Below are 12,923 nucleotides of genomic sequence, written 5' to 3' on the forward strand. Positions count from 1 at the left end.
CTTGATATCTACTCTTTTCATGAGAATGATATTGAAAACTATCGTGAGCAAGATCAGATCTATCTTGACACGATCATAAATAAATCCAAATTCTGATATTTTTTATTTCACGTCCGAACGGTGAACCGGTTTAAAACTTGTTTTTAAGCCGGTGAACTGTACCCAGAATAATGCTGTGGTATGAACTTCTAGAATGGGATATCATCGGTGGGTGATAATGTTTTTATTATGTCAGCTTCTGTCTGATATGTAATAGATTTAATATGGGAAAATATCTTCAATATAAATGCATTAATTAAATTAATAAACTCAATCACTAATTCATTACTGAGAATGTAAAACTTATCGTCAAGGGATATTTCTATTTTAGGAAAGTTATTTTTAATGGTTTTTTTTTGGTTGTCTATTGATTCAACACTTCCTGTAAAACTTGAATTTTGATGTACTATCATATTTCTTAACTTTTGGAATTGGCCAATTTTACCCCACTCGCCTTCAATTAAAGAAAAATTTAAACCTGAAGTATATTCAAGATAATCTTTTGACTTTTTTATTAAATTTCCACTAGATAGATCATTATGGGAAAATTTTGCCAATGTAATAGATTTTACCTCATAGCATATATCTGACAAGATACTTTCTAAAACTGAGTAGATAAGAACAATAGCTGAGTGGTGATAATAACTTAATAGAGATTTTCTTTCATTTTCAAAAATCTGTTGGATTATACTTTCATTCTCTGGATTTGATTCTGTATCCGAGTACATCTCGTCCATTAATTCTTCTCCCTTCCTATCAGCTAACTCTTGTGTGAACGAAAGGTATTGGGATAGGTACTTTATTTCATATTGAAATTTTTTTGATAAATGTTCAAGATCTAATTTTTTATCTTCTAAATTTTCTCTTTTTGTAAACATAAATAAAAGCCCATCATTATCACTTATAAAATAAATGTATAGTATCATGATTCGTTATTCATAACATCTTTATTGTGTTGTTTTTTTTGATATATCTACGGCTACTTATAATAAGTAAATGCTAACTATCAGTAGTTGAATATTTAAAGTTTTATTTAAAGCTAATGTAAAATTTTTATATGTCAGGGCATTAATCTCTTTTTTATTTTTGTTAATTAATGATTAAGCAATATAAAAAAAGATTTTCCTTATTAGAGTTGGTATTGGTTTTAGGCGTTGGTACTGCAATGGCTTTTATTAAATTTCAGGATATGAAAAATGAGCGAGAAGTTGCTATCGCTAATACGGTAGGGGCGCAGATAAAGCAAGTCGGTGAAGCGGTTATGCTGTCTTGTCAATCCGGTGTTTGGGGTTCAGGTGGAAAGATCGAAGTTATTTATGGAAGTAATTCTGTATGTTCAGCGAATAAAATCCCTGTAGCACGATATTGGACGCTACCGGGAGGTTCTAACTATGGCAATTATTGCACCTTACAAACTGGCTGGGCCGGAGTCACGTGTAGTGACATAGTTAATTTGGCCACCTGAATAGAGGTGATATCATCGCCTCATAGTCAAAACAGGTGACATTATGATCGGACGTAACAAACGCAATTTTAGCCCCGAGTTTCGCCTCGAAGCTGCCCAGCTTGTACTCGATCAGCATTACACCGTTGCCGCCGCTGCCACGGCAATGAATGTCGGTAAATCCACGATGGATAAGTGGGTTCGGCAGTTGAAAGAAGAACGAGGAGGGAAATCACCCGTAGCGCCACCCATGACACCTGAGCAGATTGAAATACGCGAACTGAAGAAAAGACTTCAACGCGTTGAAATGGAAAGAGATATATTAAAAAAGGCTACCGCGCTCTTGATGCCAGACTCCCTGAACAGTTCTCGTTAGTTGAGAAACTCAGGACGCGGTTTCCTGTTGCCGTTGTGTGCAACGTGTTTGGGGTTCATCGCAGCAGCTATAAATACTGGCGGCAGCCAAAGAAGCCTGATGCCGCACGCGTGGCATTACTCAGTCTTGTTCGTGAAAGCTATCGCGAAAGTCATGGCTCCGCAGGTGCACGTAATATTGCCGCGATGGTCACTACCAAAGGCGTAAAACTGAGCCGCTGGCGGGCAACAAAGCTAATGAAAGAACTTAATCTCATCAGCTGTCAGCAGCCTGGTCATCGATATAAAAAGGCGTCTAAGGAACACGTAGAGATCCCCAATTATCTGGAACGCCAGTTTGCAGTAACAGAGCCTAATCAGGTCTGGTGCGGTGATGTGACTTATATCTGGGCGGGTAAACGCTGGGCTTATTTAGCCGTTGTGCTTGATTTGTTTTCCCGTAAACCAGTTGGCTGGGCGATGTCATTTTTCCCGGACTCTGCACTGACAGGTAAAGCGCTGTCCATGGCTTGGGAAGCGCGAGGAAAGCCCGCTAATTTGCTGTATCACTCGGATCAAGGCAGCCACTATACCAGCAGGAATTTCAGACAGTTATTGTGGCGATATCAGATAAAGCAAAACCTGTGTCGCAGAGGGAATTACTGGGATAACAGCCCGATGGAACGTTTTTTTAGAAGTCTGAAAACGGAGTGGGTACCGGATAATGGATACGCTAATTTTAGCGAAGTCAGGACAGCGATAACGAATGACATAACGGGATATTACAGCCAGCTCAGACCTCATCAATATAATGGTGGTTTGACGCCAAATGAATCAGAGCGATTGTTCTGGAAAAACTCTAAAGCCGTGGCCAGTTTTGCTTGACCACTACAGGTATTGCAGTGGACTGGCCTCACTGTAGGTGTAGGGATAGCCCAAACAAAAAACCTGGCTAAGCTGACAAATCATGCAGCCAAACAGTGGAGTAAGACGGGTGGTGTGTTGGATTTATCCGATCCTGTTAGACAACGTAAACTACTCGCAATAACCCCTGTACAGGACATCTGGGGTATTGGTCGCCGCATTGGTAAAAAGCTGAATCAACTGGGCATCACCACGGCATTACAGCTGGCTGATACTCATTCACAGTTTGTGCGTAAAAATTTCAATGTGCTATTAGAGCGAACGGTCAGAGAACTGAATGGCGAGCAATGCCTGGAGTTGGAAGAGTTCGCCCCGACTAAGCAGCAGATTGCGTGTAGCCGCTCCTTTGGTGAGCGGATCACCAATTATCAGGATATGCACGAAGCTATCTGCGGCTATGCCGTGCGTGCGGCTGAGAAACTACGCGGCGAGCATCAATATTGCAGGCATATATCAGCCTTTATCAAAACCAGCCCTTTTGCGCTCAATGAGCCTTACTATGGCAATATAGTGAGCACTAAGCTTCATATCCCCACTCAGGACTCACGGGATATTATCGCTGCTGCATTGGGATGCCTTGATGCGATATGGAAGGATGGCTATCGTTATCAAAAAGGGGGGGGTTATGCTGGGGGATTTCTACAGCCAGGGTGTGGCTCAATTAGGGTTGTTTGATGATAACCAGCCAAAGGCCAACAGTGCAGCTCTGATGGCTGTTTTGGACGATATCAATAAATCAGGCAAGGGAAAAGTGTGGTTTGCGGGGCAAGGTATTGAGAAATCTTGGCAGATGAAGCGAGAGATGTTATCCCCTGCATATACGACCCGTTTTAATGAGCTATTGAAAGTAAAAGCGTGCTGACGATGAGAGAACGAGACATTTATTTAGAACCTGATATTTATCAGTATCCAGAGCATTTATTGGAACATCTTGAAACATTGCCCAAAGAGTCCGGTGTTTATGTATTTCATGGATTGAGTGACACAATGCCGCTCTATATCGGTAAAAGTATCAATATTCGTTCGCGCGTTATGTCGCACTTTCGAGCGAAAGATGAGGCTAAATTATTGCGGCAAACGACCAGGATTAGTTGTATTGAAACTGCAGGGGAATTAGGGGCTTTACTGCTCGAAGCTCAGATGATTAAAAAGCTTCAACCGCTATTCAATAAACGACTAAGGCGGTCTAAACAACTCTGTTCTCTGCGATTTATCAACGGTAATGTTGAGGTTGTTTATGCGAAGGATATCAACTTTTCATCGACACCAAATCTTTATGGATTATTCAGTAACAAAAAAACAGCACTTGAAAGGCTGCGTTCTATAGCAGATGAACATCAGCTTTGTTATGGATTGACTGGTATTGAGAAACAGCAAAAAAACAGGGCTTGTTTTCGCTTCAGTTTGCGTAAGTGTGCAGGTGCGTGCTGTGGAAGAGAAACAACAGAAGAGCATAACCAACGCTTGTTTGAGGCGTTGTCTTTGCTGCAACTCTGTTGCTGGCAGTATCCTGGGCGTATTGCAATAAAAGAAGCTAGTCCACAATTAACCCAATACCATGTTATTCATAATTGGTTTTATCTTGGGACGGTTGAGTCTTTAAATGATATCGACTCGTTAAGTCAGGTTGCCGATCATTTCGATAGCGATGGTTACAAAATCCTTTGCAAGCCACTGATCAGTGGCAAATTAGATTTTATTATTGTTGATGAATATTAATAGATACCGCATCCAACGGCTTGATAAGCTCAGGAGCATTATTGCGAATATTGCCAACTTTTTTTGTCACTGGATGCCAGTCGAACTCTTCAGCGGGCGTCAACGCTTCCAACGCAATCTCTTTTGCTCTTTCTGGCGAAGTAGCCGGGTTCATCCATTCACGAGCAGCACTTGGAGGCAAAACAACGGGACGCCGATCATGAATATCTACCAATCCCGAATCACTGGCGGCAGTGACTATCCATCCCGTCCTTGCTTGGTGAGCCAGCGATTGTTTCACACCAGTTTCACACCACAGCCACACCAGTCAGATCTTGCAAACAAAAAAACCAACCCTAACGGATTGGTTTTCTTTGGGATATTTGGTCGGCATGAGAGGATTTGAACCTCCGACCCCCGACACCCCATGACGGCGCTCAACAGGCGAAAAAAAACCTCTGGGTTAGCAGAGGTTTTTTAATCTTCAAAGGAGTCGCGTATCTTTTGCGTATCCTTTTTGGTCTAAACTAGGTCAGTGCTTCGTCCGGTCATTTATCATAAGTCACTGGTTTATATGATACTGTCCGGTCACTGTCCTATCAAAAGTTGGCTGGGGTCCCTGTAATCAAGCGTATAATAAATTGATTTTTATAATTATTTTGTTTTTATATTTAATTGAGGGTTCAATGAAGGGACCAAAGAAACAACATGAGCAAAGTTGTGTCGTCTTTCAGCGTTAAAATCATCGATAACGCTAATGCTGAGGAGTTGAACTCACGACAAGCATCAAAATCTATTAGGGTCAGAAATAGCATATTTAACGCTCAGTGGTAAATCTTACACCTACCCAAACATTTTTTAGCCTGAAGCAAGATGAATAACAGATGATAGTTCAGAATTTAAACTCAAAGAAATTAACCGCATGATAAATAACAAAATATCAAATAACTTCAAATAGAGTAAAAAATAGCACTTTTTGCAAAAATGCTTCAAAGCCCACGGCAACTGGCTTTCGTTACTCCCATCTCTAATCTGCCTAAAAATCCCTCACATCTTGATCAATTCGTGCTTTTTGAGAGTTGATCGTCATAAGCGATCTGAAGATACTACCTCCATCAAAACAACAATGGAGAAATGTATGACAGAAAGAAAAAGATTTATCCGTTTACCTGAAGTGCTGAAAAGAACGGGTCTTTGCAAAGCTTGGATCTATAAACTTATTAGTCAAGATCGTTTCCCTGAACCTATAAAGCTTGGTGAGCGTGCAATAGCATTTGTCGAGAGTGAAATAGATGAATGGATTGATCAGATGATTGATTTATCCCGAAATAAATCGGCCTGATATTTCAATATCGTAAAATAAAAATATCGTTATAAAAAATACAGATGAAAACTGTATGGAATTCTTTTAACTAAAATAAGGTGATAAATATGAAGATTAAAACTTTTGAAAATACAGCAACAGAGTTTTTTTATGTGTTATCAATGAGGATTTATGTAGAGGCGGTCAGTGATACAGAAGAAAGTTATAGTGTATTTTGTGATCGAGCAATGAATATTCCATTTATGGATGTATTCTTTTCAGAAATAATGAGTCTCATAGAGAAAAACTTTAATCACTATGTCAGACGTTATGGCGCAGATGAAAAACTAGCAGATGTTGATTTCCAAGCAGTGAAAAGAGCACTGTTTGAAACTCACACAGAGGCATTAGAAATAAACGAGTACTGATTTTCAATAGGAATAATAATTCTATATTAACGTATATCGTAAGTTAATAAAAATACCAGTAATGCTTATTTAGCCCCGAAAGGGGCTGATAGAACTGCGTCATCAATTTGCACTAAATATAATGAGGTGTTAAATGAAAAATAGATTAACTGTCAAAGATTTTAGAAATAAAGATTCATTTTTCTTCTATGCAGTATCCTTAATAGCATGTCAGGAAAGTATTGATGAAATCAGCAGCTATTACAATGGTAATAGAACTGATTCATTAAGCAACGATATTTTATTGAAACTTCTGATGAACAATATCGTTATGTATATATTCAATAACTTTGAAAATATGGTTGAGACCTATGGATATAATGAAAACCTTGATGAGGTAGATTTAGACCAAGTCATAGAGAAGCTCGGTGTTATCTTGAAAGAAAAAATAAGTGAAGGGTTAGTCTAACCATTATGATTGATATCTGGCCTCTCACGAGGCCGGGATAGATAATCTACGGTTTCTCTTAGTGCTGTAGTATATATTACTTTAGCTTTTTTTCTTCCTTGACTCTAATCTCTTCAATAAACTTGGCTCTATCACCATTAAAAAGAACTGCAGGGTTAATGTAATAGATATATTTTGATTTACTTGGTGCGATGATCTTTTTATCAATAAGTTCTTTGATGCCCCTATAGTAAACAGGGTTAGATAAATTAAAGTCACATTGAGCTGCAATGTCTTTTGCTTTTTCAAAGTTCATATAGACTTCATCTTTACCAATGACGTCAGACATCACGAACATAAAAATATAAAAAAGCTTGTTGCCGGTAAGGGTTAGATCAAATAAAACCCGGACTCGTGATATGAATATTTTTACGAACTTAGCTTTATCCACTTCTTGTATCGAGTGGATGACTTTTTCATATTTATCACCTTCGGGTGTTTGAAACTTCTCTCCACGCGCCACAGTTCTTTTTCGGCCTCTGGTTTCTATTTCAATATCATCTTCGAAAATAAATGGGTTTTGGTTAAATGTTTTTCCAGCCATAAATACTCCTTTTTATTATTATGTTTTAATCTATATAATATTTTTAATATAAATGTCAAATATAGTTTGAAGTTTTATCTTCATTTTTTATAGGAGTAATGAAGTAAATACCATCAATAATGAAGTAATCACCATCAATCACGAAGAAAAATCTACAATCGTGAAGAAAGATCTACAATAATGAAGAAAATAGACTTCTAACTCATTGTTACTAAATGAGTTATTTTCCCTTAAGAAGTATAAGAAATATAAGAACTAAGAGGATTGGGCGTTCGCCCTAGATTTTTATAACAGATGACGGGCTTTTCTTTTTATTTATCGAGTGCCGAATAAAATGGCACCTAATGACGTTCTGTTAATTTGTTTTTCCGTGTCATTGTATTAGCGGCTACGCCGCGATTTTTTATGGATAAATCCATCATTATCGGAGGCAAGCTCCTCACAGCAGAGTGATTGTGAATAACAATCACAAAGCGCTGCTATTAATTGATATTTTTATCATATATGGTATATGAGATTAAGAGTAATATTATCATTGATAATGATACTGTTTCTTCACTGTTGTTTCACTTACCTTCATATTTAGCATTGAAATAGATGCAAACTACTTCACCGAGTGAAGAAAACAATTTTGATATCATCGTGGGGCGTAGCCGTGCGACAGCACCATAAGCTTTAGCTCATAAGATAAAAATGTTTTCAAAAAAGATCTCAATAAGTTTTTACTAAAACTAAGAGAACAATGATATCAGGAAACTTTTTTATAAAACTTGGTGTTAAATTTAAAGATAAAAATATCAATGAATATAAATCATTCAATGCATTTGGTTTGCAGTGCTTTTGTAATATTTTATTTTGATGAAATATATTAAATGCTTAGATAAAACTCAGATTTGAGGAGAAAATAATTGAAACATCTCTTGGCTTAATAAGGCCAGTCTAATGCTGGCCTTTCTTGTTATTAAGTCACTATATAAATCATGATCTTTAAGTTGTTAAAACTTTCCCTGATATTGTATGAATAACTACATATTGTCAGATGAATTTTTTCATCTGTTTTACTCAAACAGCCATTAAATCGCTCTCTGAGTTTCATCTCACTTTACTCATCCACTCTCGATATAGCAACAAAATGATCGATTAAAACGATCTATAAATCAATATTGATAGTTTTTGTCGATTGATTTGCTCTTATTGATCGGGTTTTTAATTGATATAAACGATCGATAGTTAATGTGCGATAGGTAATAACTATCATAAGTTTGATTTTGATCGTTACAAACGATATGACGAAAAACAAAAATAATTTAATCCTATCAATTGGTTAAAAAGTTGGTTTGTTCCTTCGTATCAGTCAATGCCTCGTTAGAGCCATCTTATTGGTGCCGGAACGGCCTTTATCCTCTCAAACTGACTTCTTTCGAGGGTGTGTATGAATAAAAGCATTGCGCTATCGCTGGCACTGACGGTTATAGCTTTATCAGGGTGCCAGCAACTTAATGAAGGCGTGAATAAGGTCAATGGGGCGATTAATACCTCGTTATCCTCATTGAACGGAACAGTAGATAACGCATTAGGTCTTTCCACAGCAAAACAAGATACCGGCCCGGCATCCTCAGTTGCTGGCCTTGGTCCTGTCTGTAAGGACTATGAAGAAAATGCAATGGCAGCAGAAAAGAACTGGACGGGTAAACGGATCTCAATTGCTAATGCCACTGTTCTTGAAGTCACTAAAGGCAGGAGTGCCAGCGATATGCTCAATGGTATGCCAAAAGCGGCTCATGCCAACTATTACCTGCTCTTCAAAACATCAGATACCAGCTATTGCGGCGGTATGGTGTGGATCAATTACTACTCTGGCCTTGATGATGCTGTTCTTACCTATAAGAAAGGCCAGAAAGTCAGCGTCACCGGAACGGTAAGCAATTTCGAAGTCCGGGGATTCACTACCGTCAACAACGCGGATATGCCAGTTCGTCTGGTTGTATTGAGCAATGGCACCATCAATCATTAAAAGGGATAAAACGATGCGTAAATTATTAGTTGCTGCTGGGCTTACTGTGCTGTTATCCGGTTGCGGTGAAAAGGGCGATTTTGAAAAAGCGATCAATGCAAGGCTCTCAACATCAGAACTTTGTTACTCACTGAAGGACAATGACTTTGCTTTTAATAAAGGTTTCCCGGTGAAGGTTAACAACGGGTATCGTTCTTCTGGATACAATGCCAGTGATGAGATCTTAAATGGTCTGGCTGAACAGGGATTACTGACTGTTTCACAGCAACCTAATGGCTTTGGCAGCGTGACTGTTTTAGAGGTCACTGATAAAGGCCAAGAGGTTGATTTTTGGAACCGTGAGAAGGGGGCCTGTGTTGGGCATCGTGCTGTTGCTGAGATCAAAAGCTGGACTGAACCAAGTGAAGGTAATGGCGTTAAAATGACGCAAGTGACTTTTACATGGAAACTGGCAGGTGTTCCAAGTTGGGTTGATAAAAGTGCCTTTTCTGGTGTGAGGGGTATGGATGAACCTGTTGAAACTAAGATTGTTCTGGTTAAGACCAATGATGGCTGGAAAGCTAACTAAAAAGTTATTGTAAAAAACAAAATTATCCGATTCCCCTTCTGTCTGAAATGTCAGAAGGGGATTCACGTCTATACAGGCTGCTATGCATCCGTTATCTATGGAACCTATTTCTAATAGGAATCTTTATTAATTATTTTTGTATGTTATTCGTTATTAATATATTTTAATCATGTAGATAATACGATTAGTGTGCAGATGAATTCTATGATTAAGTCCGAAAAAATAGGTTTTATATTAAATGAATGCAAGTGCTTGAATACTATTCGTTTTCTATATTCCGTTAAGGTATTATATGATTCTTTAGTAATGTGTTATTTGTATTCAATAAATGTGATGAGGTTGTAATATGGATGTGTTTAATATTAATAATAATAAGCCGCAGCATAAAAAATTTTTGATGCTGAAAGATGAAGTTTACTATTACAAGGCTAGACAAAAATTTGAATCATTAGCAGATGGCTTTTATGACAGAGATAAAAAATTCCAGATTGAGTTTCAAACAACATTTCATTCATCATTTTGGGAGATATTTATCCATGCTTTATTAAAAGAACAAGGATTTAAGGTTAAAGAAAAATATTCTAGACCTGATTTTATTGTGGAATCACCGGAAAAAATGTACATTGAGGCTGTTGTCTCGAATATAAAAGATGATGGTGATAAGGAGGATAAAAGAACTATAAATGATGTGTTTAATAATTTAAAACGTTTTGATAGTGATGAGGAGTTTTCAAAGTTTATAAATGAATCGATTGTGAGGAACTCTAGTGCTATAGATACAAAATTAAAGAAATACCTAAATGAATATGTAGAATGTGATTGGATAGAAAAAGATGTACCTTTTATTATAGCATTATCTTCATATAATCAAATCAATTATGGTAAAGAATCTATTTTTTCGATGTTTGCTTTACTATATGGCTTGTATTTTTCTCCAGAAAAAGACAAATATTCTATCAAGGATTCAGTTGTAAAAAGGAAAAGCAATGGTGAGGAAGTTGAGATCCCGTTAGGGATATTTAAAAATGAGCGTTTTTCTGATATTTCGGCAATCATATTTTCTCCGACAACAACATTAGGTAAGTTATCTGCTTTAAGCAAGTCAGATGGTCATGATCCCGCATTTGTCATGAATATTAGATATAATCATGAAGGAAAATATCTAATTCATAATGTATCACCAGAACATCCTGAATCAATCTATGATGGTGTTTATATTTTTCATAATCCGTTAGCTAAAAATAAAATAAAAAATCATGGTATATTTCATGATAAAATAATCCAGTTTAATCTGGATGAAAATAATTATCAGCATGTTTATCAGGAGAATACATTAAATTTACCTATAATGGCTAGATTTTGTCATCCGGAAGTACTTCTCACTGAGTATGACAAATTAAAATTTAACATGGATGCAGCGGCGAGTTATAATGGAGTTGAATTGTCGGAGGTGGTAAATTATCCGGGGGCTGAAAACAGTACGGTAGATTCTAATATCAACATTAAAAGTAAAAAGGTGAAAAAAAACAGAAAGAAACTTACTAAGAGGGAAGCAAAAAATAGAATTAATAACAAGTTAAAAAATAAAAGAAAGTAATCAATATAATGATTTCAAATGAACCGTTTTGTAATGGCGGTTCATTTATATATAAAAATCATTATTAACTGATATGAAATGATTACCAAGATGATATCCTATTTATATTCTTCATCAACTTTTCTGTGGTTTCAATGATGGATGATTCCTGCTTCTTCCTGATACAGGTGGTGGAGCAGGGGTATAGTCCAGATCGTTATCGGTCTTGTGCTGTTCCTCTTTTGGACGGCTTGGGAAGCGTCTTATCTCATCCTTGGTTGGTCTATAAGTGTCACTGTTCAACCTTAGTCGTTTTTCATGCTCAGAGCGTGAAACATAGATACCCTTAACCTCGTCAAAGACATAGTTTTCAGCAATACGCTTATCATGCTCAGTATCCACGGAAACAGGTGCAGGTTTCTTCTTGGCCCAGATAAATTTTTCTTTGAAGAATTCAGCTATTAGTAAGGTAAAGCGCTTAAAGATACTTGCCTTCTGTGGTTGAACCTGTTTCCTCTTAGTCTTAACTGGAGCGCGTTTAATTGCTCCGGGTGTTGAAGAGGATGAGGTTTTCAGTTTAGTGCGTGTATGTGGCGTAGGAGCAACCAGAACAGGTTTTTGCCCTGTAGATGAAGCGGATTGTGAACCTGTTTCAGTCAGGATAATTTCTACTGGTTCAGGTAGTTCAGATACCGTGAAACTTCTGAGGTCAACAACGATCTGCAGATCTAAATCTTTGAAGGTGTTGTAAGTGGCCTGAGCTTCTTGTTGCATCTCATCACGAACAGCCTGTTCAGTAGCACGATTCTCCTGAACGTGCTTACTGTTCCACTTGGCACGATGAACACGTTGCATAGCTGGACGGCTGGTTGCTGTTGCCTTGGCAATCCATAGCGCTTTTTCTTCAACATCCAATGTAATAGTGGCGTTTTCGAGTGCTTCACTGTGTTGAGCATCAATAGAACGGTGGTCGATACGCTCACTACTGCCAACGGCAGCCAGATAGCGATTGGCAATCACAGACCACGATTCACGCCAAAGGATCACGTTTTTCTTGTCGTTCCAGCTTCTTTCTTTTTTACCGAAGCCATCGGCGGTGATCGATTTTAATGTCAACATCACATGTGCATGAGGATTAGTGCCATCGAGATCGTGAAAGGCGATATCTGCAATCATGCCCTTATCAACGAAAATTTTCTGGCAGTATTCAACAACCAATTTTATTTTATCTTCATTGTTAAGCTCACAGGGAATAGCAACATCAAAATAACGGGCTGTTTGACCATCTTTCTGACGCTCAACCTTTTCTACTTCATTCCATAGGGCGGTAGAGTTTTCAATAATATGGGCGGGTGCGGAAGCAGGCGCTAATATCTGATGATAGAATAAATCTGATCTGTGGCTGAAATCATATGTGTTGCCTGTGCGATCATCTGTTATTTTGCAACGCGCATGGTAGGCAGCCTTCCTACAGGAAGACATGCCCTCAGAACGTTTCACAATTTTAAACTCCAGATGAAATATCGCCATATACTAATTAACCT

General features: G+C 37.8%; 13 protein-coding genes and 1 pseudogene. 10 read left to right on the forward strand and 4 right to left on the reverse strand.

The window, feature by feature from the left end:
• Nucleotides 1–188: 188 nt before the first annotated feature.
• Nucleotides 189–917 (reverse strand): hypothetical protein, encoded by a 729-nt coding sequence (locus ACF3VQ_RS05120; RefSeq protein ID WP_392433673.1) that lies wholly within the window; start codon nt 915–917, stop codon nt 189–191.
• A gap of 218 nt (nt 918–1,135) precedes the next feature.
• Here ACF3VQ_RS05120 and ACF3VQ_RS05125 point away from each other — a divergent pair, with 218 nt between their 5' ends.
• The 4 genes and pseudogenes from ACF3VQ_RS05125 to cho all read left to right on the forward strand — a co-directional run bounded on the left by ACF3VQ_RS05125 (nt 1,136) and on the right by cho (nt 4,480).
• Entirely contained in the window at nt 1,136–1,504 is a 369-nt protein-coding gene (locus ACF3VQ_RS05125; RefSeq protein WP_392433674.1) for a hypothetical protein, read from the forward strand.
• Nucleotides 1,505–1,547: 43 nt separating this feature from the next.
• A protein-coding gene (locus tag ACF3VQ_RS05130) for an IS3 family transposase (protein ID WP_392433675.1) occupies nt 1,548–2,722 on the forward strand; the annotation gives its coding sequence in 2 pieces (ribosomal slippage) (nt 1,548–1,815 and nt 1,815–2,722; 1,176 coding nt in all).
• Between the two features lie 9 nt (nt 2,723–2,731).
• Nucleotides 2,732–3,623: pseudogene (gene umuC, locus ACF3VQ_RS05135) on the forward strand (translesion error-prone DNA polymerase V subunit UmuC); the annotation flags it as partial.
• Between the two features lie 2 nt (nt 3,624–3,625).
• Nucleotides 3,626–4,480: an excinuclease Cho gene (gene cho, locus ACF3VQ_RS05140; protein ID WP_392433676.1), complete on the forward strand. Its 855-nt coding sequence runs from the start codon at nt 3,626–3,628 to the stop codon at nt 4,478–4,480.
• Here the strand turns inward: cho and ACF3VQ_RS05145 are convergent.
• Complete coding sequence (locus ACF3VQ_RS05145; RefSeq protein ID WP_392433677.1) at nt 4,461–4,760, reverse strand: SOS response-associated peptidase family protein; 300 nt, start codon at nt 4,758–4,760, stop codon at nt 4,461–4,463. The genes cho and ACF3VQ_RS05145 overlap by 20 nt on opposite strands.
• 837 nt (nt 4,761–5,597) lie before the next feature.
• Here ACF3VQ_RS05145 and ACF3VQ_RS05150 point away from each other — a divergent pair.
• The 3 genes from ACF3VQ_RS05150 to ACF3VQ_RS05160 all read left to right on the forward strand — a co-directional run bounded on the left by ACF3VQ_RS05150 (nt 5,598) and on the right by ACF3VQ_RS05160 (nt 6,638).
• Entirely contained in the window at nt 5,598–5,801 is a 204-nt protein-coding gene (locus tag ACF3VQ_RS05150; RefSeq protein ID WP_005172867.1) for an AlpA family transcriptional regulator, read from the forward strand.
• Nucleotides 5,802–5,890: 89 nt separating this feature from the next.
• Entirely contained in the window at nt 5,891–6,190 is a 300-nt protein-coding gene (locus ACF3VQ_RS05155) for a hypothetical protein (protein WP_392433678.1), read from the forward strand.
• A 133-nt stretch (nt 6,191–6,323) separates the two neighbouring features.
• Nucleotides 6,324–6,638, forward strand: a complete 315-nt coding sequence (locus ACF3VQ_RS05160; protein WP_392433679.1) for a hypothetical protein — start codon at nt 6,324–6,326, stop codon at nt 6,636–6,638.
• A 76-nt stretch (nt 6,639–6,714) separates the two neighbouring features.
• On the opposite strand, the gene ACF3VQ_RS05165 is transcribed toward ACF3VQ_RS05160, so the two are convergent.
• Nucleotides 6,715–7,221 (reverse strand): replication/maintenance protein RepL, encoded by a 507-nt coding sequence (locus ACF3VQ_RS05165; protein WP_050144290.1) that lies wholly within the window; start codon nt 7,219–7,221, stop codon nt 6,715–6,717.
• Nucleotides 7,222–8,653: 1,432 nt separating this feature from the next.
• Here ACF3VQ_RS05165 and ACF3VQ_RS05170 point away from each other — a divergent pair.
• The 3 genes from ACF3VQ_RS05170 to ACF3VQ_RS05180 all read left to right on the forward strand — a co-directional run bounded on the left by ACF3VQ_RS05170 (nt 8,654) and on the right by ACF3VQ_RS05180 (nt 11,400).
• Nucleotides 8,654–9,235: a hypothetical protein gene (locus ACF3VQ_RS05170; RefSeq protein WP_392433680.1), complete on the forward strand. Its 582-nt coding sequence runs from the start codon at nt 8,654–8,656 to the stop codon at nt 9,233–9,235.
• A 13-nt stretch (nt 9,236–9,248) separates the two neighbouring features.
• Nucleotides 9,249–9,803 carry a DNA-directed RNA polymerase subunit beta gene (locus tag ACF3VQ_RS05175; protein WP_342079072.1) on the forward strand — a complete coding sequence of 185 codons (555 nt, stop codon included), beginning with the start codon at nt 9,249–9,251 and terminating at the stop codon, nt 9,801–9,803.
• Between the two features lie 346 nt (nt 9,804–10,149).
• Complete coding sequence (locus ACF3VQ_RS05180; RefSeq protein ID WP_392433681.1) at nt 10,150–11,400, forward strand: hypothetical protein; 1,251 nt, start codon at nt 10,150–10,152, stop codon at nt 11,398–11,400.
• Nucleotides 11,401–11,514: 114 nt separating this feature from the next.
• Here the strand turns inward: ACF3VQ_RS05180 and mobQ are convergent, their stop codons facing one another.
• Nucleotides 11,515–12,909 carry a MobQ family relaxase gene (mobQ, locus tag ACF3VQ_RS05185; protein WP_392433682.1) on the reverse strand — a complete coding sequence of 465 codons (1,395 nt, stop codon included), beginning with the start codon at nt 12,907–12,909 and terminating at the stop codon, nt 11,515–11,517.
• Nucleotides 12,910–12,923: the final 14 nt, after the last annotated feature.

Origin of the sequence: Yersinia fenwicki (assembly GCF_043099325.1) — a bacterium.
GTDB lineage: Bacteria > Pseudomonadota > Gammaproteobacteria > Enterobacterales > Enterobacteriaceae > Yersinia.

Bases quoted from the DNA above. Each gene is read 5' to 3' on its own strand.
- ACF3VQ_RS05120 (WP_392433673.1), bottom strand. From the start codon at position 917: ATGTTTACAAAAAGAGAAAATTTAGAAGATAAAAAATTAGATCTTGAA.
- ACF3VQ_RS05170 (WP_392433680.1), top strand. From the start codon at position 8,654: ATGAATAAAAGCATTGCGCTATCGCTGGCACTGACGGTTATAGCTTTA.
- ACF3VQ_RS05125 (WP_392433674.1), top strand. From the start codon at position 1,136: ATGATTAAGCAATATAAAAAAAGATTTTCCTTATTAGAGTTGGTATTG.
- ACF3VQ_RS05180 (WP_392433681.1), top strand. From the start codon at position 10,150: ATGGATGTGTTTAATATTAATAATAATAAGCCGCAGCATAAAAAATTT.
- ACF3VQ_RS05165 (WP_050144290.1), bottom strand. From the start codon at position 7,221: ATGGCTGGAAAAACATTTAACCAAAACCCATTTATTTTCGAAGATGAT.
- ACF3VQ_RS05175 (WP_342079072.1), top strand. From the start codon at position 9,249: ATGCGTAAATTATTAGTTGCTGCTGGGCTTACTGTGCTGTTATCCGGT.
- mobQ (WP_392433682.1), bottom strand. From the start codon at position 12,909: ATGGCGATATTTCATCTGGAGTTTAAAATTGTGAAACGTTCTGAGGGC.
- cho (WP_392433676.1), top strand. From the start codon at position 3,626: ATGAGAGAACGAGACATTTATTTAGAACCTGATATTTATCAGTATCCA.
- ACF3VQ_RS05150 (WP_005172867.1), top strand. From the start codon at position 5,598: ATGACAGAAAGAAAAAGATTTATCCGTTTACCTGAAGTGCTGAAAAGA.
- ACF3VQ_RS05155 (WP_392433678.1), top strand. From the start codon at position 5,891: ATGAAGATTAAAACTTTTGAAAATACAGCAACAGAGTTTTTTTATGTG.
- ACF3VQ_RS05160 (WP_392433679.1), top strand. From the start codon at position 6,324: ATGAAAAATAGATTAACTGTCAAAGATTTTAGAAATAAAGATTCATTT.